The organism is Vibrio sp. (assembly GCF_050299255.1).
In the GTDB taxonomy this organism is placed as follows: Bacteria; Pseudomonadota; Gammaproteobacteria; order Enterobacterales; family Vibrionaceae; genus Vibrio.
Map to the genome: position 1 here is coordinate 1 of NZ_JBNKVP010000029.1, position 26673 is coordinate 26673.

At 53.6% G+C, this 26673-nt stretch carries 23 protein-coding genes and 1 pseudogene; 13 read left to right on the forward strand and 11 right to left on the reverse strand.

What is annotated here, in order from left to right:
* Positions 1 to 281 (reverse strand): annotated as a pseudogene (locus ACQY6F_RS09810) (porin family protein); the annotation flags it as partial.
* A gap of 131 nt (positions 282 to 412) precedes the next feature.
* On the opposite strand from ACQY6F_RS09810, the gene ACQY6F_RS09815 reads away from it, so the two are divergent.
* The 4 genes from ACQY6F_RS09815 to ACQY6F_RS09830 all read left to right on the forward strand — a co-directional run bounded on the left by ACQY6F_RS09815 (position 413) and on the right by ACQY6F_RS09830 (position 4205).
* The gene (locus tag ACQY6F_RS09815) at positions 413 to 499 is read left to right on the forward strand and encodes a YnhF family membrane protein (RefSeq protein WP_428774064.1); all 87 of its coding nucleotides are present in this window, start codon (positions 413 to 415) and stop codon (positions 497 to 499) included.
* 18 nt (positions 500 to 517) lie between these two features.
* Positions 518 to 1693 carry a patatin-like phospholipase family protein gene (locus ACQY6F_RS09820; RefSeq protein ID WP_428774009.1) on the forward strand — a complete coding sequence of 392 codons (1176 nt, stop codon included), beginning with the start codon at positions 518 to 520 and terminating at the stop codon, positions 1691 to 1693.
* A gap of 220 nt (positions 1694 to 1913) precedes the next feature.
* Positions 1914 to 3131: a sugar metabolism global transcriptional regulator Mlc gene (gene mlc / locus ACQY6F_RS09825; protein WP_428774011.1), complete on the forward strand. Its 1218-nt coding sequence runs from the start codon at positions 1914 to 1916 to the stop codon at positions 3129 to 3131.
* Between the two features lie 129 nt (positions 3132 to 3260).
* The gene (locus ACQY6F_RS09830) at positions 3261 to 4205 is read left to right on the forward strand and encodes a chemotaxis protein CheV (RefSeq protein ID WP_428774013.1); all 945 of its coding nucleotides are present in this window, start codon (positions 3261 to 3263) and stop codon (positions 4203 to 4205) included.
* A gap of 70 nt (positions 4206 to 4275) precedes the next feature.
* Here the strand turns inward: ACQY6F_RS09830 and ACQY6F_RS09835 are convergent, their stop codons facing one another.
* The 4 genes from ACQY6F_RS09835 to ACQY6F_RS09850 form a co-directional block, all read right to left on the reverse strand.
* Positions 4276 to 7347 carry an error-prone DNA polymerase gene (locus ACQY6F_RS09835; protein ID WP_428774015.1) on the reverse strand — a complete coding sequence of 1024 codons (3072 nt, stop codon included), beginning with the start codon at positions 7345 to 7347 and terminating at the stop codon, positions 4276 to 4278.
* A 5-nt stretch (positions 7348 to 7352) separates the two neighbouring features.
* Positions 7353 to 8753, reverse strand: a complete 1401-nt coding sequence (locus tag ACQY6F_RS09840) for a Y-family DNA polymerase (protein ID WP_428774017.1) — start codon at positions 8751 to 8753, stop codon at positions 7353 to 7355.
* A gap of 3 nt (positions 8754 to 8756) precedes the next feature.
* A complete protein-coding gene (imuA, locus tag ACQY6F_RS09845) occupies positions 8757 to 9434 on the reverse strand; it encodes a translesion DNA synthesis-associated protein ImuA (protein WP_428774019.1) in 678 nt (225 codons plus the stop codon).
* Between the two features lie 239 nt (positions 9435 to 9673).
* Positions 9674 to 10414, reverse strand: a complete 741-nt coding sequence (locus ACQY6F_RS09850) for a YciK family oxidoreductase (RefSeq protein ID WP_428774021.1) — start codon at positions 10412 to 10414, stop codon at positions 9674 to 9676.
* Positions 10415 to 10503: 89 nt separating this feature from the next.
* On the opposite strand from ACQY6F_RS09850, the gene sohB reads away from it, so the two are divergent.
* Entirely contained in the window at positions 10504 to 11565 is a 1062-nt protein-coding gene (gene sohB, locus ACQY6F_RS09855) for a protease SohB (RefSeq protein ID WP_428774023.1), read from the forward strand.
* A gap of 50 nt (positions 11566 to 11615) precedes the next feature.
* Here sohB and rrtA read toward each other — a convergent pair whose 3' ends face one another.
* On the reverse strand, positions 11616 to 12170 hold the full coding sequence (rrtA, locus tag ACQY6F_RS09860; protein ID WP_428774025.1) for a rhombosortase: 555 nt from the start codon (positions 12168 to 12170) through the stop codon (positions 11616 to 11618).
* Positions 12171 to 12172: 2 nt separating this feature from the next.
* Here rrtA and ACQY6F_RS09865 point away from each other — a divergent pair, with 2 nt between their 5' ends.
* Positions 12173 to 12781 carry a tRNA-uridine aminocarboxypropyltransferase gene (locus ACQY6F_RS09865; protein ID WP_428774027.1) on the forward strand — a complete coding sequence of 203 codons (609 nt, stop codon included), beginning with the start codon at positions 12173 to 12175 and terminating at the stop codon, positions 12779 to 12781.
* Positions 12782 to 12832: 51 nt separating this feature from the next.
* On the opposite strand, the gene ACQY6F_RS09870 is transcribed toward ACQY6F_RS09865, so the two are convergent.
* The 3 genes from ACQY6F_RS09870 to ACQY6F_RS09880 all read right to left on the reverse strand — a co-directional run bounded on the left by ACQY6F_RS09870 (position 12833) and on the right by ACQY6F_RS09880 (position 16067).
* The gene (locus tag ACQY6F_RS09870; RefSeq protein WP_428774029.1) at positions 12833 to 14146 is read right to left on the reverse strand and encodes an anti-phage deoxyguanosine triphosphatase; all 1314 of its coding nucleotides are present in this window, start codon (positions 14144 to 14146) and stop codon (positions 12833 to 12835) included.
* A gap of 42 nt (positions 14147 to 14188) precedes the next feature.
* Positions 14189 to 14773, reverse strand: a complete 585-nt coding sequence (gene yfbR / locus ACQY6F_RS09875; protein WP_428774031.1) for a 5'-deoxynucleotidase — start codon at positions 14771 to 14773, stop codon at positions 14189 to 14191.
* Positions 14774 to 14852: 79 nt separating this feature from the next.
* Positions 14853 to 16067: a pyridoxal phosphate-dependent aminotransferase gene (locus ACQY6F_RS09880; protein WP_428774033.1), complete on the reverse strand. Its 1215-nt coding sequence runs from the start codon at positions 16065 to 16067 to the stop codon at positions 14853 to 14855.
* Positions 16068 to 16287: 220 nt separating this feature from the next.
* Between ACQY6F_RS09880 and ACQY6F_RS09885 the strand changes: the two genes are divergently transcribed.
* The 7 genes from ACQY6F_RS09885 to ACQY6F_RS09915 all read left to right on the forward strand — a co-directional run bounded on the left by ACQY6F_RS09885 (position 16288) and on the right by ACQY6F_RS09915 (position 23730).
* Positions 16288 to 17595 (forward strand): isochorismate synthase, encoded by a 1308-nt coding sequence (locus ACQY6F_RS09885; RefSeq protein WP_428774035.1) that lies wholly within the window; start codon positions 16288 to 16290, stop codon positions 17593 to 17595.
* Entirely contained in the window at positions 17592 to 19304 is a 1713-nt protein-coding gene (gene menD / locus ACQY6F_RS09890; protein WP_428774037.1) for a 2-succinyl-5-enolpyruvyl-6-hydroxy-3-cyclohexene-1-carboxylic-acid synthase, read from the forward strand. Before ACQY6F_RS09885 ends, menD begins: the two co-directional genes overlap by 4 nt.
* A complete protein-coding gene (gene menH, locus ACQY6F_RS09895) occupies positions 19294 to 20076 on the forward strand; it encodes a 2-succinyl-6-hydroxy-2,4-cyclohexadiene-1-carboxylate synthase (RefSeq protein ID WP_428774039.1) in 783 nt (260 codons plus the stop codon). The genes menD and menH overlap by 11 nt, the downstream gene beginning before the upstream one ends.
* Before the next feature lie 27 nt (positions 20077 to 20103).
* The gene (gene menB / locus ACQY6F_RS09900; protein ID WP_428774040.1) at positions 20104 to 20970 is read left to right on the forward strand and encodes a 1,4-dihydroxy-2-naphthoyl-CoA synthase; all 867 of its coding nucleotides are present in this window, start codon (positions 20104 to 20106) and stop codon (positions 20968 to 20970) included.
* Positions 20971 to 21099: 129 nt separating this feature from the next.
* Complete coding sequence (gene menC / locus ACQY6F_RS09905; RefSeq protein WP_428774066.1) at positions 21100 to 22086, forward strand: o-succinylbenzoate synthase; 987 nt, start codon at positions 21100 to 21102, stop codon at positions 22084 to 22086.
* Entirely contained in the window at positions 22083 to 23486 is a 1404-nt protein-coding gene (gene menE / locus ACQY6F_RS09910) for an o-succinylbenzoate--CoA ligase (protein WP_428774042.1), read from the forward strand. Before menC ends, menE begins: the two co-directional genes overlap by 4 nt.
* A gap of 79 nt (positions 23487 to 23565) precedes the next feature.
* Positions 23566 to 23730 (forward strand): hypothetical protein, encoded by a 165-nt coding sequence (locus tag ACQY6F_RS09915; RefSeq protein ID WP_428774044.1) that lies wholly within the window; start codon positions 23566 to 23568, stop codon positions 23728 to 23730.
* A 29-nt stretch (positions 23731 to 23759) separates the two neighbouring features.
* On the opposite strand, the gene ACQY6F_RS09920 is transcribed toward ACQY6F_RS09915, so the two are convergent.
* On the reverse strand, positions 23760 to 24683 hold the full coding sequence (locus ACQY6F_RS09920) for a YeiH family protein (protein ID WP_428774046.1): 924 nt from the start codon (positions 24681 to 24683) through the stop codon (positions 23760 to 23762).
* A gap of 112 nt (positions 24684 to 24795) precedes the next feature.
* Positions 24796 to 26670: an MFS transporter gene (locus ACQY6F_RS09925; protein ID WP_428774047.1), complete on the reverse strand. Its 1875-nt coding sequence runs from the start codon at positions 26668 to 26670 to the stop codon at positions 24796 to 24798.
* Between the last annotated feature and the right edge of the window lie 3 nt (positions 26671 to 26673).

A 26673-nucleotide genomic window follows, 5' to 3' on the forward strand; every position in this document is an offset into this window, starting at 1 on the left:
CTTTGAAAATGGAGGTAGTGCATATCGACCGCTTCGCCAAGTTGCTCCACTTCTGTCTGTTGCCGGGCATAGAACAGGCCGATTCGGCCAGGGTATAAATCGGTTTCCACACTCAGGCCATAGTTCGCCTGAGGATCAAGCCGGTACTCTTTTCCTTGTGAATCTTCTACTTTACCACCCGCGGTCATACCCAGTATCGGAGTGAGGTATACCTGGGCATAAGTTGGATAACATATTGATGTTAAAAGAAGTAAACTGAATTTTGGGCTCAGGCTCGGCATCGTATTCTCCGCTTTAGGCAAACTGTCTGCTTTCTGTGATAGTAGCGTAAATAATCCGTTTCAAGTGGGCGCATATATTGAACAGTGTACAGTCAGGTGTTATTACTTTGATAACGACTAAGGAGATTATGATGGAATTCGAACTCAAATTTTCACTGCTTCTGACTGCGATCGTGTTTATGGTGTTGATTGGTTTTGGTTTGATTGCAATTTCTTAACGGCTGAGTGGTGATCGTATGGATAACAGTGGCATCATCACCGACAGTCACGCCAGTGCCGAGCTGGGTACTATGGCCCGATATGCTCAGGGAAAAAACGCGTTGGTCGCTCAGGGAGGAGGGCAGCGAGGCATTTTTACCGCCGGGGTGTTAGACGCATTTATTCTCTCTAATTTTGACCCGTTTGACGCTTTTTACGGCACCTCGGCCGGGGTGCTCAATCTGTGCGCTTTCCTCTGCCGTCAGAATGGCCTGGGACGGGCATTTATTATTGAACTGACCACTTCATCCGAATTCTTCAACCTGTTCAGTTACATACGTCATAAGCAGTTTCTGGGCTTAGACTGGGCAATGGAAAGAATTTGCGATTATCCTTACCGACTCGATGTCGATTTGGGACGGCGGGCGCTGGGCGATCGCACGGCGATGGCTGCAGTAACGGATAACCAATCACTCAAAGACCATTACCTGCCGATGTTGCAAGATGACTGGCTGGAGGTCGCCATCGCGTCCTGTGCGATTCCACGATTGTACAAAGGCCCGATCACCTTATCCGGCAAAGAGTACATCGATGGCGGGGTATCCGCTTCTATACCGGTGCAGGAGGCCTGGCGGGACAACGCCCGTTTCATCGCGGTGATTCGTACCGAAAGCCAGGGTGTCGGACCGGCTCCGTTAGAGCTGGATTTGGCAAATAAAAAGATGCAGCCGGATGTTCAGTCGGAACTAGACTGGTTCAATAGTACCTTCAACACACTCTCTACACAGTGGCAACTGCGCTTAGGTCGCTGGAAATCAGACTGGAATAATTTTATCTATCAACAAATTATGCGCTCAAAGGAGCAGAAGCACGATCATGACCACGTAGAAGAGATCAACGGTGGCCGCTGGTTGTTTGGGGCGCACGATATTTACCGCTTAAGCCACCTGGTGGGGGACAAATTTGACTCTCATCTGCTGGACATGCTGATGGTTCATTACCAGACCTATTCGCTGACCAGCGACTTTCTCGCCAGTCCGCCTGACGATTGTTTTGTGGCGCAAATTATGCCGGCTGAACCGCTCAAATCCAGCTCCTTGTTGAGCAGTAAAGAAGATTTACTGCACGATTACCAATTGGGGCTGGATGCCGGTTATCGTTTCATTGACACTTACAACCAGGCTCAGTCTACCTTAATAAAAACCGGCAGTTAATGTCTATTTGTTGTCAGCATATGGCGGGTGTTTTAGTAGGTCAGATAATTCGTGCTTCGAGTTATGCCGTGACGGTGGCGGTGATTTGTCGGCTGGATTTGATATATGACGCAAAGATATTGCTTTATACGTGATGCTGGTCACGGCGATTTATCAAATCACTTCACAATTACTTCGCAAAGTAAAAAAATTACCAGGTTGTTGATTTTCGGAGCTCCCAATGTACATGGCTCAACCAGGCCATATTGATCATATCAAGCAGGTCAATGCTGGTCGTGTATATAAACTGATCGATCAGTTCGGACCAATATCTCGGATCGAACTGTCCAAACAAAGCGAACTGGCACCCGCGAGTATCACCAAAATTACTCGCGAACTGATCGACGCTCACCTCATTCATGAAACTACCGTTCAGGAAGCCACCAGTCGTGGGCGACCGGCGGTGGGCCTGCAAGTCAATAATGAAGGCTGGCAATTTCTTTCGATGCGCTTGGGGCGGGGCTACCTGACGATTGCTCTGCACGAGCTGGGCGGCGATGTCCTCATTGATACTAAAATCGATATTCACGAGGTCGATCAGGATGACGTTCTGGCCAGGCTGCTGTACGAAATTGATGAATTTTTCCAGACTTATGCCGAACAGTTAGATCGGGTCACCAGTATTGCCATTACCTTACCCGGGCTGGTGAATTCAGAATCTGGTGTCGTGTTGCAGATGCCACACTACAATGTCGAAAATCTGGCCTTGGGACCTGAGATCTATAAAGCGACCGGTTTGCCGGTGTTCGTTGCCAATGATACCCGAGCCTGGGCACTGGCAGAGAAACTGTTTGGTCACTCCAAAGAAAACGACAATTCGGTGCTGATCTCCATTCACCACGGTCTTGGTGCCGGGATAGTTCTGGATGGCCGTGTACTGCAGGGGCGTCATGGCAATATCGGTGAGCTGGGTCATATTCAGATTGACCCAAACGGCAAGCTTTGTCACTGCGGTAACCGTGGTTGCCTGGAAACCGTCGCCAGTTCACAGGCGATTCGCTCTGAGGTAACGGAGCGCATTGCTGCCGGTGAGCCTTCCATACTGGCAGAGATTGAAGAGATTTCGGTCGAAGATATTTGTGAAGCGGCCGAAAATGGCGATCCGCTGGCACTGGATGTGATTAAGAAGCTGGGGCGGTATCTGGGGTCGGCGATTTCTATCGTGATCAACCTGTTTAACCCGGAAAAAATTCTTATCGGTGGGGTGATAAACCAGGCGAAAGCGGTGCTGTACCCAGAAATAGAGCACTGTATTAAAGAACAGAGCCTGCCGGTGTATCACCAGGATTTGGAGCTGGTGGAGTCGCGCTTTTACAAACAGGCGACCATGCCAGGGGCGGCGCTGATCAAACAGGCGCTGTATGATGGCCAGCTACTGATGAAAGTGGTTGAGGGTTAACATTTCTCACCTTCCAGTACAGTATTCCTTTTTACAAACAACCCATATAACTTTAAGGTTATATGGGTTTATTTTTTCTTCTCAGAAACTTACGTGCAACTGTCTGGCACATGAATATCGGATTTGTATATGACCGGAGTATTAAATAGCGTTGATCAGCGTACCAATTTGGTGGGGGAAAACCGTCTGGAATTGCTGTTGTTCAGTCTGAACAGCCGTCAGTTGTTTGCCATTAACGTATTTAAAGTACGTGAAGTGATCAAAGTGCCGCCTATGACTAAGATGCCAGGGTCGCACTATAATGTGACTGGGGTGGCGTCACTGCGAGGGGAGTCGGTGCCGGTTATCGACCTTAGGGCGGCCATCGGTTTCCCGCCGTCAAGAATGGAAAATCCTGAAGAGAATCTGATCATCACCGAGTACAACCGGACGGTACAAGCTTTTCTGGTCGGGCAGGTGCGTAATATCATCAATACCGCCTGGACTGAAATTCAGCCGCCGCCGGCATCGGCCGGCCGGTCTAGTTACCTGACCGCTATTACCCAGCTTAAAGAGGGGGACAGCAGCCAGATCGTTGAAATCATCGATGTGGAAAAAGTGCTGGCGGAAATCATCGATTACGATGTCTCTATCTCTGAGGGGATTCTGGATAATGATTTGGCCGCAGAGATGGTGGGCCGGAAGGTACTGATCGTCGACGACTCTTCCACGGCAAGAGGGCAGATAGACGGCACCTTATCCCAGCTTGGTCTGGAGATCATTGAGTGTCGTGATGGCCGTGAAGCTTTGTCGTTACTTAAGTCCTGGTGTGATCAGAGCAAAGATGTCGCCTCCGAGTTGCTGATGATGGTCACGGATGCGGAAATGCCCGAGATGGATGGCTACCGTCTCACCTATGAAATCCGCAATGATCCGAGAATGAAAGATCTCTATGTGACGCTGAACACCTCACTCAGTGGCAACTTTAATGAAGCCATGGTGAAAAAGGTCGGCTGCAATCGCTTTATTTCCAAATTCCAGCCCGACTTGCTGGTGCAGGTAGCCCAGGACAGGCTACGCGAGGTTTTGAGTTAGTACTGGTTTTCCGCCAACAGTCAGCGTAATGGCTGTTGGCGGTGATATCGCCTGGTTGCATTCGTTCGGCTCAATGGAAATCCCGTGAGCGGGTACTCAGCCCGGTTAACTTATCCGTCAGATCTATCAGCCGTCCGGCAATTACATGGGTCACTTCGCCTTCCCGTTCTAAAATCCCTTTAACCATCAGGATCTTCGCGGTCAGGTAAGCCTGTTTCTGAGCCCGGGCGGTCGCCTTCCAGACCACCACATTGATATTGCCGGTATCGTCTTCCAGGGTGAAAAATGTCACTCCGCCAGCGGTACCGGGCGACTGCTTGCCGGTCACCACACCAACCACGGTCACCAGCGTGCGGTCCGGCTGGTGGCGCAAATCGGTCATACGGGTAAAGCGGCCGAGCAGACCGGCTTTGTCGAGCAGGCTAATCGGGTGGTGCTGCAGCGAAACACCGGTGCTGGCGTAATCCTCGATCAGGGTTTCCAGTTCGTCGGGACGATAGCCGTAGTCAACGCGATCGGGCGGCTGGTGCTGAAACAGGGGCAGATCCGTGGCCGAGTCCATCATCGCCCAGCGGGTCTGATAACGGTTGTCGGCAAAAGCATGCATGGCATTGGCTGACGCCAGCAGCTCGATATCCCGCCGGGGGATACCCGCCTGCTTTAGCTGGCCAGGGTGGCAAAATCCGCTTTCGGGACGGGCATCAATCAGCCGTTCAGCGCTGGCAGGATTGAGCCCTTTGATCAATGACAGCCCCAGCCGTATTGCCCAGCCATCCTGGTGAGCCACCACCTGATGTTGATAAGCCGACTGGTTTACACAGACAGGCAATATCATGACCTGATGTCTTCTGGCGTCCTGGATCAGCTGGGAAGGGGAGTAGAACCCCATCGGCTGGCTGTTCAGCAGCGCGGTATAAAAGGCTTCGGGGTAATAGTGTTTTAACCAGGCGGAACAGTAGGCCAGTACCGCAAACGAGGCCGAGTGGCTTTCGGGGAAGCCGTATTCACCGAAACCACAGATCTGCTCAAACAACTGCTCGGCAAAGGCGGTCGGATAGCCGCGCCGCTGCATGCCGTCGATAAGTTTGCTGCGGAATTTGATTAAATCGCCATTCTTTTTCCAGGCGGCCATCGCCCGTCTGAGCTGGTCAGCTTCGCCGCCACTGAAACCGGCTGCGACCATCGCCAGTTTGATCACCTGCTCCTGAAAAATCGGTACGCCCATGGTACGTGACAGCACTTCCCGCACTTCTTCGGAAGGGAAGCTGACCGGTTCGATGCCATTACGCCGCTTGAGAAAGGGATGCACCATATCGCCCTGAATCGGGCCTGGGCGGACGATGGCGATCTGGATCACCAGGTCGTAATAGCAGGCTGGCCTGAGCCGTGGCAGCATGCTCATCTGAGCGCGGGATTCGATCTGAAATACCCCCACGGTATCGGCATGCTGAATCATCGCGTAAACCTCCGGGTCATCCTGACGGCGGGTAATCTCGGCGATGGACAACGGGCGCTGGTGGCGCTGCTCAATGATGGTGAAACATTTGCGGATGGCAGTCAGCATTCCCAGAGCCAGGACATCGACTTTCATCAGTGCCAGGCTTTCCAGATCGTCTTTGTCCCACTGGATGACGGTGCGATCCGCCATCGCGGCATTTTCAACCGGAACCAGTTCATACAGTGGGCCGGAAGAGATAACAAAGCCGCCGACATGCTGGGACAGATGACGTGGAAAACCGAGAATTTCGTTCACCAGCTCGATAAACTGCTGGCCTTTGAGCGAGTCCGGCTGTAGCCCCAGTTCCACAACCTGAGCCTGCCAGCCCTGATCCCGGTCCCGCCGGTTGACGTTCTTGATAAAGTAGTCGAGCTGAGTTTCCTCGATCCCCAGAGCCTTGCCAACGTCGCGCACGGCACTTTTAAAGCGGTAAGAGATCACGGTTGCCGCCAGAGCAGCCCGCTCCCGGCCATATTTTCCGTAGATATACTGAATTACTTCTTCGCGTCGTTCATGTTCAAAATCGACATCGATATCGGGTGGTTCATTGCGTTCTTTACTGATAAAACGCTCGAACAACACTGAGATCTGCCTTGGGTCAACGGCGGTGATTTCCAGGCAGTAGCAGACCACTGAATTGGCCGCCGATCCGCGTCCCTGATAGAGGATGCCCTGCCGTTTGGCGAACATGACGATGTCGTGAATGGTGAGAAAGTAAAACGGGTAATCCAGCTGCTTAATCAGTGCCAGCTCTTTTTCTATCGTGTCGGCGATGGTCTCTGGCACCCCGTCAGGAAAACGGCGGGCTTTACCCTGCTCAACCAGGCGGCGCAGATATGTCATCGGCGTTTCACCGTTAGGGATCAGTTCGCTGGGGTACTCATAGCGAAGCTGTGTCAGTTTGAACTGGCACAGTTTGGCAATGCGTTGGCTCTCTGCCAGCCATTCGGGACGGAACAGCTTGGCGAGTTTATCCTGGCTGCGCAGGCTGCGCTCGCTGTTGGTCAGCAGTTGGGCGCCCAGTTTATCCACACTCTGACCATGTTTGATGGCGGTTAACACATGTTGCAGCGGCAGGCGGGTAGCCGTGTGCATCAGTACGCCGCCACAGGCGGTAATCGGCAGGTGAAGCTCCTGGGCCAGAGACTGGCAGTGGGCCAGGTAGGCCTGATCGTCAGAGCCTAAATGACGCTGCAGGCCCAGCCAGAGCCGGGAGGAGTGCTGCTGCGCCAGCCAGCGTCCCCAGCGGACATCCTGAGGATGATGACCGGGTAGCCACAGGATCAGGCAGTGACGCAGCGACATGATATCCCACTCGCTCAGTTGATAACTGCCTTTTTCTGAGCGGCGACGGGCGTTACTGATCACCCGGCACAGCTCAGCGTAAGCGCTGCGATCAGGACAGATCAGCACCAGTTGGCAGTCCGGGTTGAGCCAGAACATGCTGCCGATGATCAGCTCAAGCTTCAGGTCGTGCTGGACGATGGCACGATGGGCTCTGACCACCGCCGCCACGGAACATTCGTCGGTGATCGCCAGCGCAGAGTAGCGCAGGAAATCGGCCTGTCTGACCAGCTCTTCCGCGTGGGAAGCGCCGCTGAGAAAGGAGAAGTTAGTCTGACAAAACAGCTCGGCGTATTTCATCGCGGTTAGCTGAACTGGCCGTGGAGAAACCAGCGTTTGTGCTGGTTGCGGAACACCCAAAGCCAGCGGCCGCTGTTGCTGCGGGCAATGAAATAGTCACGGGTGATGTCGTCACCGTCCCACCAACCGGTAACGATACGCTCCGGGCCCTGCAATAACTGTACTTTTTCCGTCAGCGGCTCGGGTACCGGCAGCATAATACTCGGGCGTAACTTTGCGGAAGTTAAGGTGAGGCGGCAGGCCTGCTCCGGCGGACAGAGCTGGGTGGAACGTTCCGGGCGCGGGTCATCGGTGAACATCAGCTTATTGACTTTGTTCTGGCCGAGCTTGGCCTGCAGCAGGGAGACCAGCTCCAGGCTGGTTTGCTGGCCGGTTTTACCGCTGAACAGATCCTGGCTGCTGGCTTGCTGTGGCCCGCTGCGAACAATGGCCAGCGTCAGGCTTTGCACCGGGGCCGCCAGAGTCAGAGACTCCAGCCTCAGCTGGCACAGACGCAGCCAGCGCTCGGACTGGTAGTCTCCGCTGGCAGAGGTAATGCTGATGCTGACATCCGGCTGGTCGCGCTGCTGCAGGATAAGCTCCAGTTCATAACCGACCAGATTACGTAGCAGCAGAAACTGCTGCAGTTTGGTCAGCAGGCGCAGCAGCGGTTTTTCCAGCCACTGGACCTGCTCAATATCAAACAGCAGCTCAAGGGTATGACGGAACTGTTCGGTCGGCAGATAAAAATCGAGCGGGTGTTTAAACTGTCCCATCAGCCGGCCAACATAATTGACCAGATCGACATCAAAGCGGCGGGCCAGATCCTGCATAGGCAGTGCCACCAGATCCTGTAGCTGCCCAATGCCGATACGCTGCAACTGGCCGATCACCGCCGGGGCCAGTTCGGTGGCTGTGACCGGGTAGCTGAGCAGGATATCGCGCAGACGCTGCTTGTTATCACAGAGTAAATCCCGACCGGATTGAGCCAGTAACATCGCGCTGTAAGGAGAAAAGCCGCAGGCATAGTGGTAACTGAGCGCCAGTTGGTCAAGGTGGCTTTTTAGCTGTTGCCAGTAGTTGTCCAGGCCGTCATACAGCGTGAGCATATTGGTGACTTTCAGCAAAATCCCCTGCGGAGGGAACAGCACGATATCGGAGGTGACCAGATATAGCCATTGGGCGATATCGGTTAAACTGCGCTGCTCTGCCCGGCGGTTATAGGGGTGAACCTGCAGTTCTGTGGTCAGCGCTGCCGCGCTGCCGAGCCCCATGCCAATGCGGATCCCGTGCTCTGCGGCGGCAGAGTTGAGCTGGACCACCTGGTGCTTTTTACCCTCGACAATGATCAGCGGAGCGGCTGATTGGCCGGCAAACAGGGCATCCAGTTGCAGGCGCGGGAAATGGAGATAGAGCCAGAGCTGCATAGCTTACCCTTGCTGCTGCAACTGGAAAGGCAACACTACAGGCTCAGGACGATTGAGAGTCAGGCCCGGCCATAGGTGGCTCATTTCAATCACGAAACGGCCGTGCGACCAGCCGCCTTTACGCTTGGTGATGGTGACTTCCAGCCCCTGAGCATGGGGCTGGAGAGTCAGGCTGAGGCTGACCGGCAGGGAGAAACTATTGGCCCGTTCAGATTTGAACAGAAACTGCAGGCAGTCCCCCTGTTCGCTGGCGACCTGTAACCGCCGGGCCTGATGCACTTCCAGCTCCGGATGCCACAGCAGCACATTGGCACAGGCACCGCTTTTCAGGCATTGCTCAGCGGCCCACAAGGCCTGCTTACTGTCGGTGGGGGTGATCATCAGCAGCTGCTCCAGATCCAGTCCGGAGGCGTGCAGCATTTCCGCCGACAAGCAACCCGGTGGCTGAATAAATACCGCAAGGCGCTGCTGGCTATGCGCTTTAATATGCGGCAACAGCAGCCGCAGTTCTCCGATACCGGACTGGGACTGAATTTCCACCACGCCCCGGGCAGGCAGGCCACCATCGAGTTTGCGGTCGAGCAGTTCAAAGCCGGTAGGAAAGCGGTTACTGCTGGTCGGGGTATCAGAACCCTGCCATAGCCACTGTTTCTGTTTTAGACGATCAATCAATTCATACATAACTAGTACCTGTATATTTGTACAGTATAGCTATTTCAATTTGCCCTGCAAGGGGATCGCAACGCGCAATCGCGCCGGCTGATTGATGGCTAAACGAAAAGCCAGCCACGACGGTGAGTTAGCGGGAAAAGAATTTTTATCTGAGCGGGAATCAGAGCTGCGGTGAGCAAAAGATGCGGCTTAAAATAAACCCGCCTTGCAAAAGCAAGGCGGGCTGAATGCGAACCAGCGTTGGCGGGTTATTTCGGCTGAGCGTCGATGCACTGACCGTGCAGATGCTGGCCTTCCGGTGCCATCAGGTACAGGTAGAGTGGCATCAGATCCTCGGGTGTTTTCAGCAATTCTGCGTCTTCTGCCGGGTAAGCCTTAGCGCGCATACCAGTGCGGGTCGCGCCAGGATTAATGGCGTTAATTCGCAGGTTAGAATCGCTGTACTCGTCGGCCAGAATCTGCATCATGCCTTCGGTGGCAAACTTCGACATGGCGTAAGTTCCCCAGAAAGCCCGGCCACTGTGGCCCACGGTTGAGCTGGTGAATACCAGTCGGCCATCGTCTGATTTCTTCAATAGTGGCAGTAGTGCCTGAGTCATCATGAACTGGGCTTTCACGTTCACCTGCATGACATCGTCGTAGGTGTCTTCACCAATCTGGTCAAACGGGCTGATCACCCCAAGCAGGCTGGCATTGTGTAACACACCGTCCAGTCGGCCGAACTGGCCTTCAATGGTATCAGCCATGTCCAGGTAGTTCTGTTTGGTCGCCCCTTTCATATCCAGCGGAATAATCGCAGGTTGGGGGTAGCCGGCGGCTTCTATTTCATCGTAAGTTTGTTCAAGTTTTTTCACTGTGCGGCCAAGCAAAATGACGGTCGCACCGTGCTGGGCATAGCTTAATGCCGCTTGTTTACCAATACCGGCACCGGCACCAGTAACCAGAATAACTCTGTTCTTCAGGGCATCAGAAGCAACTGAATATTCCACCTTAAGTGTCCTTATCGTTATGTTGTACTTTAAGTATCCGTGACAAGATGGTTACAATACACCAAATCGCACATTAGGGGATATTAGCATTGGACTTTTTGTTGGAATACGGACTGTTTTTGGCCAAGATTGCGACTTTTGTCGTCGCAGTGATCGCCATTTTAGTGGTGGCCAAAGCCCTCGCCAGTAAAGGCGGCGCCAGTAAAGGCGAACTGGAGATCATCAATCTGAGCGAGCAGCATAAGCTCACGGTGGAGCAGTTAGAGCACCATCTGCACGATGACGCCTTTATCAAGGCGCGCGACAAGGCAGAAAAGAAAGCGGAAAAAGAGAAAACCAAAGCCCGGGAAAAAGACGTTAAGCAAGCGGCTAAAGCAGGCCAGTTGGACAGCCAGCGCGAGCCACATCTGTTTGTGCTTGATTTCAAAGGCAGCATTGATGCCAAAGAAGTGACTTCGCTGCGTGAAGAAGTGACGGCGATTCTGGCTGTGGCGCGGGAAGGCGATGAAGTGCTGCTGAGACTGGAAACCGGCGGCGGTATGGTGCACGGCTATGGTCTGGCGTCCTCTCAGCTGGATCGCATCAAAGCGGCCGGGCTACCGTTGACGATCGCGGTGGACAAAGTTGCCGCCAGCGGTGGTTATATGATGGCGTGTATCGCTGATAAAATCGTCTCGGCGCCGTTTGCAATTGTCGGCTCTATCGGTGTAATCGCCCAACTGCCTAACTTTAATAAGCTGCTGAAAAAACACGATATTGAGTTTGAACAGCTGACCGCAGGCGAGTACAAACGTACTTTGACCATGTTTGGTGAAAATACCGAGAAGGCGCGGGAGAAGTTTAAGCAGGAGCTGGAAGAGACCCACGGCCTGTTTAAAGACTTTATCCGTCAGCACCGCCCGGGACTGGAGCTGGATAAAGTGTCAACCGGTGAACACTGGTTCGGCACTCAGGCGCTGGAGCTTGGCCTGGTGGATGAGATTAAAACCTCAGACGATCTGGTGGTTGAAGCCTGTAAAGATAAGACTGTCTTGGCGGTTCACTATGTGCAGAAGAAAAAGCTGGCAGACAAGCTGGCCGGCGCGGCCGCAGAAGCTGCCGACCAGACGCTGCTCAAGCTGATCAACCGAGGTCAGAAGCCGATTGTCTAGCTGTTGACCACATCAGCCTGCGGCTCTGTAGTATGAGAGAACGACGCCCATCATTGCGATGGGCGTTTTTTATGCAGCAAAAATTCCAGTAGTGCCATGCCAATTCCGGACAGAGCGCCCACCAGGTGAGCATCAATGGCGACACTGGCTTCGATCCACGTTTCAGTGCTGCTGGACGGACCGAACCACTGTTCCCAGCCGACTTTGAACAATAAGCCGACTACCAGTAACCAGCTGGATGTTCGGCCATGCAGCGCCTCACGGGTAGCAAAATAGCCAAACAGGCCGTGCAGGATGGCAGATAAGCCCACGTAGGTTTGTAAATCGGTGGCGAACAGGGCGATGCCGACGACCGAGCCCAGCAACAGCATCGGAGCCAGCAAACGCAGGGTATCTGGGCGGAAAATGGCCGCAATAATCCACAGACCGGCTAGGTTCATCGCCAGATGAATCCAGTTGGTATGGGTGAAGTTTCCTGATAGGATGCGCCACCACTGGCCGGCAAAAATATCCGATCTGTGCCAAATTAACCACGAATGGATGGGTTCCAGCTGAAACCCAATCGCCGCTATGGTTAACAGGGCCAAAAATAGGTACGGTTTCACTTATGTCTCGATATTGTTCTGAATGCGGAAAATCGCGAAAAGCCTGCATATGCAGTCACATACAAAGATTAACACCGAATGTGGAATTGGTCATCCTGCAGCACCCGACTGAGCAGCACAAAGCGATGGGTACCGCAAGAATCCTGTCTTTGTCACTGACTAACAGCCGATGTTTTGTCGGCGAGGATTTCAGCCTGCATAGCGAACTGAATGCCTTGCTGAATGAGCCGGATGTGGCACACTGGCTGCTGTATCCCGGCGAGCAGGCCCAGCCGCTTAGCTCGGTATTAACGCCGGGCAGACCGGAAAAAATTCGGGTGATCCTGATCGACGGTACCTGGAAAAAAGCCTACAAAATCTGGCAATTATCGACCAATCTACACAGCTTGCCGCAGTTGAAGCTGGCGGAAACGCTGACGGGAAACTATCGGATCCGCAAAGCGCCCAGCGATAACAGTCTGTCCACCGTCGAGGCGGGCTATCACCTGCTCAGTGAGCTGGAGCCGGAGCAGGATTTCTCGCCACTGATGAACGCGTTTGAACACATGATCCAGTTTCAGATAGACCAGATGCCGCTGGAGTTGTATCAGCGTCACTACGGCAGCCGATAGTTGCGCTGCCCTTATATTGAACAGCGATATATCTGCCCAATGTATAACGACTTAACCGCTGGAGAACATCTGCTGGTGCAGCCGCTTGGCGTGGCCGTCGGTCATGGAAGAAATGTAGTCGGCAATGACCCTGAGCCCTTTGTCCGGACACTGCTGGGCCAGCCAGCTCTGTTTGGTCAGATCGGGTAACAGCCGCTCTGGATCAGCGCTGAAGGCTTCAAACAGATCCATCAGAATTTGTTGACCTTTGTATTCGACGATCTGGACCTGAGGGACCTGAATCACAAACTGGCTGACGAAGCGTTTCAGCACTTTCAGTGCCCGGCTCATGCCCATCTCCAGTACCGCATTAAAGCGTAATAGCTCACTGTCAAAACTCGCCTCGACCGGCTTGATATGAACACTGGTCAACAGGGCATTGACTATGCCGCCAATGGCATCTTTGCGTTGATGGTGGTGGCCGGAAAACAGCATTTCAGTAATCGAGTCGATATGCTGTTCAAACCAGCTGTTACCACACTGGATCAGTTCACTGGCTGCCGCTTCCTGCCATTGGCTACGGGTAACCAGCCCGAGTACGATGGCATCTTCCAGGTCATGTACGCCGTAGGCGATATCATCAGCCAGCTCCATGATCGAACAGTCGAGTGATTTAAAACGGGTCTTGTGGTGCCGGTGCGGCTTGTCACTGAGTTGGCGCAGCTGGCTGAGCAACTGTTGGTCGTTTTCCGTCAGCGGCTGCAGCACCCAGGCAAAGCGGGCCTGATCACAATCGTAAACCCCTTTCGCCGGATTCCACTCCTTGGCGCGCAATTTACGCTGATGGGGGACAGGTTCCGGACGATAGGCCTGGGTATGGCTGATCAGCGCCGGATATTTCATCAAGCCAAGCAGAGTACGGCGCGCCAGGTTCATGCCGTAGTGTTCGGTGTAGGGCTCCAGGCGAGTGACAATCCGGAACGTCTGGGCGTTACCTTCGAAGCCGCCATGGTCACGCATCATATAGTTCAGCGCTACCTCACCACCATGACCAAAAGGCGGATGGCCGATGTCGTGTGCCAGGCAGAGGGCGTCAATCAGGCTGTCTTCGGGTAACAGGTCAGCAAATTCCGGTTGTTTGATTTTGAGCTGGGCAACGATGCCGGTGCCGAGCTGCGCCGCTTCCAGTGAGTGGGTTAACCGGGTGCGGTGAAAGTCATCCACACTGTTGCCGTGTACCTGAGTTTTGGCCTGCAGACGACGGAATGCAGCAGAGTGGAGAATCCGGGCCCGGTCACGCTGATAGGGCCCGCGGTGATCATCGCGGCGAATTTTATGTTCTTCTTGGTGGCGACATTGCCAGGCAGAATCGATCGTTATGTTCACCGTCTTGCTCCTTTAGCCAGGATGAGAGTATGGGTTCACTGGTCAGTTGATTTCATCCAGTGACAGTTCAAAACTGGGGGCGAAGGTATCGAGGAAATAGCCCATTTCTTCAGTCCAGCGCTCCTGCAGAGTGACTTCGAGGCGCTTTTTCGCCAGTGCGTATTCGTGATTGCCAGCGCTGAGCTCTTCCAGGCACTTCAGGTAGGCACAAATGCAATCCGCTTGTTTGACTATCGCCGCATCGTCGCTATGTGCTTGCTCGGAGATCAGGAACGGGGCGAAGTCAGCCTGGAACTCTTCAGGCAGCATCGACAACAGCTTCTGCTCGGCGGCGGCTTCGATTTTTTTGTACTCTTTGGCAATGTCCGGATTGTAATACTTCACCGGAGTCGGCAAATCGCCGGTCAGCACCTCGCTGGTATCATGGTACATCCCCAATATCGCAATGCGTTCCGGATTGAGTTGGCCGCCGAACTTTTTATTTTTAATCACTGCCAGGGCATGGGCGACAAAGGCAACCTGCAGACTGTGTTCGGAGATGTTTTCGCTGGAAATAGAACGCATCAGTGGCCAGCGTTGAATGAGCTTCATTCGGGCGAGATGAGCAAAGAAATGACTCTCTTTCATATCGGTAAACTTCCTTGCAAATAAAAACGGACCCATTTTCAGTGTAGAAAAGTGGGTCCGATTAGCATATCAGGATCTGCTATTGACTATAAGTCGATATAAATCGTTCAAAGCGGCCGATGGCCATTTCCAGATCTTCGACATGGGGCAGAGTGACGATGCGGAAATGGTCCGGCTTAGGCCAGTTAAAGCCGGTGCCCTGAACCAGCAACACTTTTTCCTGGATCAGGAAATCGAGCACCATTTTCTGGTCGTCGTGGATAGGGTATTTTTTCGGGTCCAGCTTTGGAAACAGGTACATGGCCCCTTTGGGCTTCACGCAGGAGATGCCGGGGATCTGGGTAATTAACTCATAAGCTTTGTCGCGCTGCTCAAGCAGGCGGCCACCGGGCAGGATCAGCTCATTGATGCTCTGATAGCCGCCGAGCGCGGTCTGAATCGCGTGCTGCATCGGTACGTTGGCACACAAACGCATCGAAGCCAGCATATCCAAACCGTTCACATACCCCTGTGCCAGGTGTTTTGGCCCGGTCAGGAACATCCAGCCGCCACGGAAACCACACACTCGGTATGCTTTCGACAAACCGTTAAAGGTGACCACTAATACATCGTCCGTTAAGGTTGCCACTGAGGTATGAGTGGCGCCATCGTAGAGCACTTTGTCGTAGATCTCGTCGGCGAAAATAATCAATTTGTGCTGCCGGGCGATTTCAATGATTTCCAGCAGGAAGTCACGGCTGTAGACGGCGCCGGTCGGGTTGTTGGGGTTAATCAACACCAGGCCGCGGGTTTTCGGCGTGATTTTGTTTTTGATATCGTCGATATCCGGGAACCAGTCGGCCTGCTCGTCGCACAGGTAGTGCACGGCCTTACCACCGGAAAGCGCCACTGCCGCTGTCCAGAGCGGGTAATCGGGCGCGGGTACCAGCATTTCATCGCCGTTATTGAGTAAGGCTTGCATCGCCATAACGATCAACTCAGATGCGCCATTGCCGACGTAGACATCTTCCACATCCAGGCTGCGAATGCCTTTGCGCTGGTAATGTTGAACCACGGCTTTACGGGCCGAGTAAATGCCTTTTGAATCGCAATAGCCTTGCGAAGTCGGCAGGTTCCGGATTACATCGACCAGAATTTCATCCGGAGCGTCGAAGCCAAACGGGGCAGGATTCCCGATGTTCAATTTCAGGATTTTATGCCCCTCTTCCTCCATTCTCTTAGCATGTTTAAGTACAGGCCCCCGAATGTCGTAGCAGACATTATCGAGTTTTGACGACATCCCGATATTTTGCATTGGATAATTCCTGAAAAGTGACTGAATTCTATATTAAGCTACAGCAAAAAACTGTTTTATAGAATAAAAATCTGTCAATTAGCGGTTTTTTGTTATGGGGTGGGTGGGTTAGAATTCACATCCTGAGGTAAAACATCTGCTGCTACCTTGATTTGAGTTAGCACTATAAATACAGTTAGCCTCTATAATTATTCGAAGATGGTCTGCGTACGAGGTTCAATTGTCAGATATATATCAAGCCGTGACTATTCTGATTGAACGGGTCAAATCAGCGCAACCAGGTGTCTCCCGATTAGTGCAAGCCTTCACCCAACCGCCTCAATTTGCACTGATAGACTGGCTCGATGCTCAGCCGGTGTTCCCTAAGTTTTATTGGCATTCGCGCAATACGCGCGAAGAAGTGGCTGTGCTCGGTCAGTTAGAGACTTTTTCCAGCCCAGCGCCGGCTTATGCGATCTTAGGCGAAGGCCAGCGGGTGTGGGGCGGCCGGTCGTTTGACGGCCACACCGACAAAAATCAGCGCTGCATGTCCTCGTTTTTCTTTTTACCCCAACTGGAGTTGATCCGGTTCGATGACAGTTGGTCACTGGCGGTCAACCTCAATAGTGACCCACACCGTATCCTGGCAACACTGCACAAACTGCGTTTGGAGGTGGCACCACTGCACGGGATCACCACTCATATCAAGTCGGTGACGCATACCCCGGAAATCGAGCAGTGGCAGCAGTTGGTACAACAGGTACTCACCGGCATAGAACAGCAACAGTTCAAAAAAGTGGTGCTGGCACGGCAAACCTGTATCGAACTCAGCGAACCGCTGAAGGCGGCGCAACTGCTTAAAGCCAGCTACAAGCAGAATCACCAGAGTTTCCATTTCATGCTGGCGCTGGATCAGCGCCATGCCTTTATCGGCTCAACGCCTGAGCGACTGTATCGCCGCCAGGGGCAGGAGCTGCATACCGAAGCACTGGCCGGCACGATTGGCCGAGGTCAGAACGCCAGCCAGGATTTACAACTGGCCAACTGGTTGTCACAGGACAGAAAAAACCTCAATGAAAACCAGTACGTGGTTGACGATATTATCGAGCGGTTAAACCCCCATACCACCCAGGTGGATGTGGAGGCCGAAGCCAGCCTGGTACGATTGCGCCAGGTACAGCACCTGAAACGCAGAATTCATGCCATTCTCAAGCCGGGGATCAACGGGGTGCAACTGTTGTCGGCGCTGCAGCCCACCGCTGCGGTGGCCGGTTTGCCGCGTGAAGAGGCGATGCAGTTTATCCTCGACAATGAAGCGTTTGCCCGCGGGTGGTATGCGGGTTCTGTGGGCTATGTCAGCCATGAGCAGGCGGAGTTTTGTGTCGCGATTCGCAGTGCCTTGGTGCTGGGAGAACAGCTGCAGCTGTTTGCCGGTGCCGGGATTGTTCCAGGCTCGGTGGCCGATCACGAGTGGCAGGAGCTGGATAAAAAAGTGTCTACCCTGCTGTCGTTGATCTCAGATCCGACACCGTTGGGAGTGGCCTCATGAGTGAACAGGCGTTGCTCAACCGGTTGTGGAGTGCAACCCTGCTGGAGGAACTGAGTCGCTACGGGGTGAAAGATGTCTGCATTGCGCCTGGCTCCCGTTCTACGCCGCTGACCCTGGCGGCCGATGCCAACCCGGCTTTTCGTCTGCACACCCATTTTGATGAACGCGGCCTGGGCTTTCTGGCCCTGGGCCTGGCCAAAGCCAGCCGTCAGCCGGTGGCGGTGATCGTCACCTCAGGTACCGCGGTGGCGAATCTATTACCCGCGGTAGCGGAAGCCGCACTGACTGGTGAACGGATAGTGCTGCTCACTGCAGACCGACCGGTAGAGTTGATTGACTGCGGGGCCAACCAGGCGATTGACCAGCTGGGTATTTTTTCCAGCCATGTTGCAGCCAGCTTACCGCTGCCAAGCCCATCCCGCGCAGTGTCACTCAACTGGCTGCTGACCTCATTAGATCAAACCCTGCAGCAACAGCAGCTTTCGGGTGGTGCGGTCCATATCAACTGTCCGTTTCCAGAGCCGTTATACGGCGCAGATAATCCAGAAATTTTAAACGACTATACCAGCTCAGTTGCGCACTGGCGCGCAGGGAATAGCTGCTATAGCCAACTGATTGATAGCCAGGTGACTATCACGCCGGACTGGCAGCAGCTGTGTCAGCGTAAAGGGCTGGTGGTGATCGGTAATTTGCCTGTGCCAGAGGCACAAACGGCCCGGCAATGGGCGGAGCAGCTCGGCTGGCCGGTATTGTGCGATCCTCAGTCTGGTATCAGCAGTGACTGGGCTCACTATGATATCTGGTTACAACACAGTGCCAGTCGACAAGTGCTGAGCGATTGTGAATCTGTGGTCCAGTTTGGTGGCCGCCTGGTTTCGAAACGACTTAATCAATGGTTAAAGCAGCATATCGGCCACAGCGGCTGTGACTATCTGCTGGTCACGCCGCAGCGCAAACGTCTTAACCAGGACCATTTGATGCAGCAACACTATTTGCTGACTGCACAGCAGTGGCTGGAGGCCTTTAACCGCGAATCTGAGCAGTGGGCAGCGCTCCAGTCAGGCTGGGCAGACAGGCTTGGTGAGATGGCGACCAGGGTAACTGAGCTGTGCAGTGAGCGGCTGAATCAGCGCGACATGCTCAGCGAGCTGTCGCTGGCTACCTCTCTGCCTCAGTTACATCAGGCCCGGCAGCTGTTTATCGGCAATAGCCTGTTCGTCCGGTTGGTGGATATGTTTGGCAAGCCGGATGAGCGGCCGGTATATACCAACCGGGGCGCGTCGGGCATTGATGGCCTGGTGGCCAGTTTTGCCGGCGTGAGCCGGGCAGAACCAAAGCCGGGGATATTGTTTATCGGTGATACCTCACTGCTTTACGATCTCAATTCGCTGGCCCTGCTGATGAACAGCGATGTGCCCTTAGTTGTGGTGGTGGTCAATAACGATGGCGGTGCGATTTTTAACTTGTTGCCGGTCCCTGAAGCGCAAAAACAGGCCCTGTACCAGATGCCCCACGGGCTGCAGTTCAAGCACGCCGCACAGCAATTTGGCCTGGGCTACGTCCATCCCGCCACGCTGGAAGAGTATCTGACCACCGTCAACCAGCATCTTGAGCACGGCAGTGGCACTTTGCTGGTGGAAGTAACCACGCCACCCGAGCAGGCCAGCCAGGATATTCAGCAGTTGGTGCAGCGTCTGAATGCTGTATAGCCAGGCCAGTTTTACCTCCCTGAGCAATCAGCGTCCGGTACTGGTGATGCTGCACGGCCTGCTGGGCAGTTGCGAAGACTGGCAGCCGTGTTTGCAATATTTGACCGAATGGCCGGTAATCGCTATCGACCTGCCCGGTCATGGCCACAGTGGCAATGTAGGGTGCCGCGGATTTCAAGACTGCTGTCAGTTGATCGTGCAAGCAGTGCAGCGACAGGTCAGCGCGGATCACCCTCTGGTGATGGTCGGTTATTCTCTTGGTGCCCGCATCGTGATGTCGGGCATGGCCAGTGGCGATTTTGACTCGCTTAATATCCGCTCGGTGATACTGGAAGGCGGCAATTTCGGCTTAACCGACGCCAATGCCCGCCAGCAGCGCCTGCTCAGCGACCAGCAGTGGGCGGAGCGGTTTCGCACTGAACCTATTGCACAGGTGTTGGCCGATTGGTACCGCCAACCGGTGTTTAGTTCACTAAACCATGAGCAAAGACAAACTTTAATCTTAAAACGAAGTGCTAATCTTGGGGAATCGATAGCAAATATGTTGTTATCTACCTCTTTAGCCAAACAGGCCTACCTGCTGGATAAGCTGCAGCAGTTGTCGGTGCCTGTGCATTATATTTGTGGTTCGAAGGACCGTAAGTTTGGCCAGATGGCCGAGCTGAGTGGACTGTCCTTCAGCCAGGTAGCGAATGCCGGTCATAATGTTCATCAGGAACAGCCGCAAGCGTTCGCCCAGGTGATCAAACAGCAGCTCACTGAATTGCAGTGAAGCGAAGAGAGATAAACGGAAACAACCATGGCAAAAACAGTAGGCATTACAGAGCAAGAACTTTATGCACCGGTCAACTGGACCGATTGCAGCAGCGAATATGAAGATATTCACTTTCATAAGTCAGACGATGGTATTGCGAAAATCACCATTGCGCGTCCTCAGGTGCACAATGCGTTTCGTCCTCAAACCGTAAAAGAGATGATCAAAGCACTGGCAGACGCCCGCTATGACGAAAAGATCGGCGTGATCATTCTGACCGGGCTGGGAGAAAAAGCGTTCTGTTCTGGTGGTGACCAGAGTATTCGTGGCGACTACGGCGGCTATAAAGACGAGTCGGGAACCCATCACCTGAACGTGCTGGATTTCCAGCGTCAGATCCGTACCTGCCCTAAACCTGTCATTGCCGCCGTTGCCGGTTGGGCTGTGGGCGGTGGTCACGTACTGCACATGATGTGTGACTTAACCATTGCCGCTGATAACGCTCAATTTGGCCAGACCGGACCGAAAGTGGGCTCATTCGACGGTGGTTGGGGCGCTTCTTATATGGCTCGTATTGTCGGCCAGAAGAAAGCGCGCGAAATCTGGTTCCTGTGCCGTTTTTATGATGCTCAGGAAGCACTCGATATGGGGCTGGTCAATACGGTAGTGCCGCTGGCAGAGCTGGAAAAAGAGACCGTACGCTGGTGCCGGGAAACGCTGCAACACAGTCCGATGGCACTACGCTGCCTGAAAGCGGCGCTGAATGCCGACTGTGATGGTCAGGCCGGTTTGCAAGAGCTGGCCGGTAACGCCACCATGATGTTCTACATGACCGAAGAGGGTCAGGAAGGCCGTAACGCGTTCAATGAGAAGCGTCGTCCTGACTTCCACAAATTCCCACGTAACCCTTAACACCTACAGGTGAGATTTTCGATGGTGACCGGCTGAATTAATTCGGGTCACCAACTGGTCTACTTTAGTAGTTTTCTACTGCGTTAGACCAGCTACATCGTGAACTGATAAGGAAACGTAACAATGATAATGAAAACAGCCAAACTGTTTCGTTACTCCCTGCCGATGGACAGTGGAGTAGTGCTGCGTGAGCGTAAACTCACTGAACGAGATGGATTGATTATTGAGCTGATCAGTAATGGCAAGGTCGGCCGTGGTGAAGTGGCGCCGCTACCCGGCTTCAGCACAGAATCACTGGACCAGGCACAATTGCAGGCTGAGCAACAGCTGCAGCGCTGGCAGTCTGGCCAGGAGATTGACTTTGACCAACTGTATCCGTCGGTGGCGTTTGGTCTGTCGATGGCCATTATGGAGTTGGATCAGCAATTACCTGCGGCAGGGAGTTATCAGGTAGCGCCGCTCTGCTCGGGAGACCCGGATGAATTACTGCCGCTGCTGAGCGCTCTGCCGGGGCAGAAAGTCGCCAAAATCAAAGTGGGGCTGTATGAGCCGGTGCGCGACGGTATGATCGTGACTCTAATGCTGGAATCCATTCCGGATCTGACCTTAAGGCTGGATGCCAACCGTGCCTGGAGCAAAGAGCAGGCACTGCAGTTCGCTAAATACGTCACTCCGTCACTGCGCCAACGGATCGCCTACATCGAAGAACCGTGCCAGCAGCCCGGAGAAAGCCTGTCATTTGCGATAGATACCGGCATTGCCATTGCCTGGGATGAAACGCTGCAAGAAGCGGTTCAGCAACCCGGTTTCAGGCTGGAAGAGCTGACCGGGGTAAAATCGATAATCATTAAGCCGACGCTGATTGGTTCGGTGAGCCGCTGCATGGCACTGATCGAAAAAGCCCAGGCTTTAGGCATTAAAGCGGTGATCAGCTCCAGCCTTGAATCCAGTCTGGGTTTAGACCAGTTGGCCCGGCTTTCCCTTGCGTTGTTGCCGGAAGAAGTACCCGGGTTGGATACCCTGCAGCTGTTTCAGGCCCAGCTAGAAGTGCCGTGGCCAAAATCTGAACTGCCGCTGATTCCGCTTGAGCAGCAAACGTTAGTCTGGCAGTCGTGATCACGACTGAACGGCCACTGTGGCAACATTGGGCCAGGGTTCGCCCTGACGCGGTGGCCCTGCGTTGTGAAGGCCAGCGGCTTACCTGGCAAGAGATCGAGCAACAGGTCAGCCGGTTGGCCGCGCAGCTTGCTGCTCAGGGCGTGACACAAGGCAGCGTAGTAGCATTGCTGGGTAAAAACCACCACGAGATGGTGTTACTTTATCTGGCCTCCGCACAGCTGGGCGCCTTAACCGCATTATTGATGCCACAGCCGCAAGCCGCCCTAGAGCAAAAACTGGCCACCTTAACCACGCCGGGTCAGCAGCACTTTATCTATTGGCGACAGCCGGATCACTCGTCGCCAGCCTTGCCTGCGGGGTGGCGGACGCTTGATATTTCGGGGCAATCCAACGCTGAAGTTCACCACACGGACGCGTTTAGCCCAGAGAACCTGGCTTCAGTGATCTTTACCTCCGGCAGCAGCGGCAATCCGAAAGCGGTCGTTCATCGCCACTGCCAGCACTATGCCTCGGCTGAAGGTTTGTTAGCGAGCTTTGGTTTCGACAGTCAGGACTGCTGGTTACTCAGCCTGCCGATTTACCACGTTTCAGGGCTGGCGATTGTTTATCGCTGGTTGATCGCCGGTGCCTGCCTGCAAGTCGGTAGTGGTGATTTAGCCAGCGATATTCAGGATGTCAGTCACGCATCACTGGTGGCGACGCAACTGAAAAAGCTGTTAGACAGTAAGCAGTCACTGTCGCTAACACATGTGCTGCTGGGCGGTGGCCACATTCCGATCTCACTGGCGAATCAAGCGGCTGAACAGGGAATCGCAACCTGGTTGGGGTATGGCTTAACCGAAGCTGCCTCGACTGTGACGGCCAAACCGGTCGACGAGCAACCCGGCGCCGGCCAGTTACTGGCGGGGCGAAAGCTGAAACTGATTGGTGACAGAATCTATATCGGCGGCGATACGCTTGCTGCGGGTTATTACCGGCAGGGCAAGGTAATACCCTTAAGCCTGGACGGTTGGTTTGACAGCAAAGATCTGGGGCGCTGGCATGGCGATGACCTGCAGATACTCGGCCGGGCGGATAATCAGTTTATCTCTGGTGGTGAGAACATTCACTGCGAGGAAATTGAAGCGGCACTGCTGCGTCATCCACGAGTGGATCAGGCGATGGTGATTGCGGTGGAAGATGACCAATATGGTGCCCGGCCGGTGGCATTGATCGCCAGCCAAGAGGGGATTAACAGTCACGAACTTAGCGAGTTTCTGCTCGATAAGCTGGAAAAATTCAAGCACCCGGATCACTATCTGGCGATGCCAGCATTGGCTGATAGCGGCGGCATCAAGCTCTCCCGCAGCCGACTAAAACAGTGGCTCAGCCGCCACAGCGACTTTACGGTTATTTAATAGTCCAAAACAGAATTTAGTCTCTATATAACTTTCACGCATAATAATCTTCACAGAGGATATGCTGGAGAATAAAGAGATGACATGGATACTGTTGGCTGCACTGTTGCTGCAGGTGGTCATTGCTTTTTCGGCCCAGGGGCTGGAACGGGCCTTAGCAGAGCTAAGCGCCTTCCTGCTGGTATTGGCGATCGGACTACTGAAATCGGCGTCTACCCGCAAAAATCTGGCCAGTTCTCGTTGAATACTTAGCCTCTCCCCGCGATGCCCCGGTCAGGTGAACAGCAGATAACAGAGTGAACTGACCGACACCAACAGCCACAAAGTCACCCCAAACAGCAGCGGTTTGATGCCGGCAGCTTTGAGCTTATCTACCGACAGACTGCAGCCGATCAAAAACAGACACACCACCAAAGCCTGCTTAGAAGCAGCAAATATCCATTGATAGATATCGTTAAATTGCGGCAGCCAGTCGCTGAACAGAATCGCGACAGCGTAAAACAGGATGAAGTAGGGGATCGCCAGCCGCTTGGACTGACTGCGGAACAGCAAGGCGCTCAATAATGCTATTGGTACAATCCATAACGCCCTTGCCAGTTTCAGCGTGGTAGCGGTCATCAGAGCCTGCTCACCATAGGCTGAGGCCGCCCCTACCACAGAAGAGGTGTCATGAATCGCCACCGCGGCCCATTGGCCAAAGGTGACCTGATCCATTTGCAGTGCATGACCTATTACCGGAAAAGCAAACAGTGCCAGTGAATTGAGTACAAATACCGTTGCCAGTGCGAGGGCTATCTGGTCGTCTTTGGCTTTAATCGCCGGTGCCACTGCCGCTATAGCACTACCACCACAGATGGCAGTGCCCGCCGAAATCAGGTAACCGGTTTTCGCCTCAATACCGGACCGCCTGGCGATCAACACACCGATAGCTAAGGTGGCGAAAATAGTCGTCACAATCAGGCCCAGACCATCAACCGTGACAGCCAGCGCTTGTGATGCCTGAATGCCGAAGCCCAGTCCGACGATAGAGTAGGCAAGTAAAGTCTTGGTCATTTTGGTAATGGCGTAATGGGCGGGAACCAAGCCAAAAGTGGCCAGTAGAAAGCCCAGTATCAGTGCCATAGGTGAGCTGATAAACGGCATCAGACAGACAAAGATAGCGAGCCAGAACGGCAGCAGAGACTTTACATTTTTCATGTGGTTAAGGCGCTGAGAACTAAGATGGAAAGATTGTAACGGAAAATAAATGGTCAGTAAGTCTTAATGTTTTGAACAAGCGTTCAGATAATCTGAACGCTTGTCGGTAGGATCACTGCCAGTCGCCTCTTAACTGCTGAATTTTTTCCTGCATCAGGGCATTACTGGCCTGACTACCGGGCACAGGCTGGCCTGCTTCGATTTCCAGCCGCGACCAGAAGCGCTTCGGCAGGCCTGTGCACGCTTTGCCTTTGTGGCGACTGAAATAGCTGCCCCATAATCCTTTCAATGCCATCGGGATCACCGGAACCGGACTGCGGCGTAATATGATGTCCATTCCGCGTAGAAAGGGGCCTATCTCGCCGTCTGGTGTCAGTTGACCCTCGGGAAAAATGCAGACGATATGCCCTTCGGCCAGTGCGGCTTCCACATCGGCAAACGCTTTACGAATGGAACAACGGTTATTCGCACTGATAGGTATCACCCCGACCCGGCGTAAAAAAGGCCTTAACGCGGACATCTGTGCGTACTCTTCTTCGATCACAAAGCGGATCAATCTGGGGCAGACAGCGCTAAGCAGCAGTCCATCCACAAAGGAAACATGGTTACAGACGATCAGTGCGCCACCCTGTTCTGGTAAATGGTGCAGGTTTTTGTGTTTGACCCGGTAGATGGTGTGGGTCAGCATCCAGACCAGAAAGCGCACCACAAAGATGGGAACCTGCAAAAACAGGTAGATGGCCACTAAGAGGTTCAGCAGCGCCAGCAGTAGAAACAGCTGCGGGATCGACAGCTCCAGTACGCTCAGGCAGACGATGCCGAGTACTGCGCTACCAACCATAAACAGCGAGTTATAAATGTTCAGTGCCGCAATGACCTGAGCCCTTTGGTTGGATTTCGCCCGTTGTTGCATCAAAGCGTACAGCGGTACAATAAACACCCCGCCGGATGCCCCTAACAGCAACAGGTAGATAAACAGCGGCCACAGTTGCTGATAGGTGACAAACTGGCTGAAATTGGTGAACTGGGGTAAATCGGCCGGGATGCTGGTGGCCATCAAGGCACCAAATATCGTGATGCCGATACTGCCAATCGGGACGATGCCGACTTCAATTCGGTGCCCGGAGAGCTTGTCACAAGCGAGAGAGCCGGTCGCAATGCCGATGGAAAACAGCGCCAGCAGGAACGAGACAGAGCTTTCAATGCCCATCAGGTGCAATTTGGTAAAATTGGGGAACTGAGTCAGGTACGCTGCGCCGAGGAACCAGAACCAGCTAATGGCCATCAGTGCCTGGAACGTCACCCGATCCGCCCGGGCGATGGCCAGGGTGGCTTTGGTCTGTTTGACCGGCTGCCAGCGGAATTTAAGCTCAGGAGCTCCGGCTGGAGCCTCGGGAATTGAGCGACTGGCTAGGTAGCCAAACAGCGCAAACAGCACCACGGCTCCGGCAGCCAGGTGCTTGGCGTTATCAGCAGAAGCGATCATGCCCGCACCTAAGGTCCCGAGTAATATGGCCAAAAAAGTGCCGGTTTCTACCAGGGCGTTACCCGGTACCAGTTCGTTCTGTTTTAGCTGCTGTGGCAACAGGGCGTATTTCACCGGTCCAAAAAAAGCCGATTGCGTGCCCATCAAAAACAACAGCAGTAGTAAGATTCCATAGCTTTCGGTAATAAAGCCAATGGCACCCAGGCACATGATGCCGATTTCTGCCAGTTTTACCCGGCGAATAAACCAGGACTTTTCATATTTGTCGGCCAGCACCCCTGCGGTGGCTGAGAATAAGAAAAACGGCAGGATGAATAATCCGGCCGCCAGGTTTATGAACAGATTGCTCGACACGGGTAAGGCGGAACTGCCAACAAATGCGACAAACAGTAACAAAACATTTTTAAAAATATTGTCGTTAAACGCGCCAAAAAACTGGGTAATAAAATAGGGTAAAAATCGGCGCTGGGTTAACAGTGATGCCTGGTTGTGGTGAGGCATGGC

Bases quoted from the DNA above. Each gene is read 5' to 3' on its own strand.
- ACQY6F_RS09815 (WP_428774064.1), top strand. From the start codon at position 413: ATGGAATTCGAACTCAAATTTTCACTGCTTCTGACTGCGATCGTGTTT.
- ACQY6F_RS09820 (WP_428774009.1), top strand. From the start codon at position 518: ATGGATAACAGTGGCATCATCACCGACAGTCACGCCAGTGCCGAGCTG.
- mlc (WP_428774011.1), top strand. From the start codon at position 1,914: ATGTACATGGCTCAACCAGGCCATATTGATCATATCAAGCAGGTCAAT.
- ACQY6F_RS09830 (WP_428774013.1), top strand. From the start codon at position 3,261: ATGACCGGAGTATTAAATAGCGTTGATCAGCGTACCAATTTGGTGGGG.
- ACQY6F_RS09835 (WP_428774015.1), bottom strand. From the start codon at position 7,347: ATGAAATACGCCGAGCTGTTTTGTCAGACTAACTTCTCCTTTCTCAGC.
- ACQY6F_RS09840 (WP_428774017.1), bottom strand. From the start codon at position 8,753: ATGCAGCTCTGGCTCTATCTCCATTTCCCGCGCCTGCAACTGGATGCC.
- imuA (WP_428774019.1), bottom strand. From the start codon at position 9,434: ATGTATGAATTGATTGATCGTCTAAAACAGAAACAGTGGCTATGGCAG.
- ACQY6F_RS09865 (WP_428774027.1), top strand. From the start codon at position 12,173: ATGTCTCGATATTGTTCTGAATGCGGAAAATCGCGAAAAGCCTGCATA.
- yfbR (WP_428774031.1), bottom strand. From the start codon at position 14,773: ATGAAAGAGAGTCATTTCTTTGCTCATCTCGCCCGAATGAAGCTCATT.
- ACQY6F_RS09880 (WP_428774033.1), bottom strand. From the start codon at position 16,067: ATGCAAAATATCGGGATGTCGTCAAAACTCGATAATGTCTGCTACGAC.
- menD (WP_428774037.1), top strand. From the start codon at position 17,592: ATGAGTGAACAGGCGTTGCTCAACCGGTTGTGGAGTGCAACCCTGCTG.
- menH (WP_428774039.1), top strand. From the start codon at position 19,294: ATGCTGTATAGCCAGGCCAGTTTTACCTCCCTGAGCAATCAGCGTCCG.
- menB (WP_428774040.1), top strand. From the start codon at position 20,104: ATGGCAAAAACAGTAGGCATTACAGAGCAAGAACTTTATGCACCGGTC.
- menC (WP_428774066.1), top strand. From the start codon at position 21,100: ATGAAAACAGCCAAACTGTTTCGTTACTCCCTGCCGATGGACAGTGGA.
- ACQY6F_RS09915 (WP_428774044.1), top strand. From the start codon at position 23,566: ATGACATGGATACTGTTGGCTGCACTGTTGCTGCAGGTGGTCATTGCT.
- ACQY6F_RS09920 (WP_428774046.1), bottom strand. From the start codon at position 24,683: ATGAAAAATGTAAAGTCTCTGCTGCCGTTCTGGCTCGCTATCTTTGTC.
- ACQY6F_RS09925 (WP_428774047.1), bottom strand. From the start codon at position 26,670: ATGCCTCACCACAACCAGGCATCACTGTTAACCCAGCGCCGATTTTTA.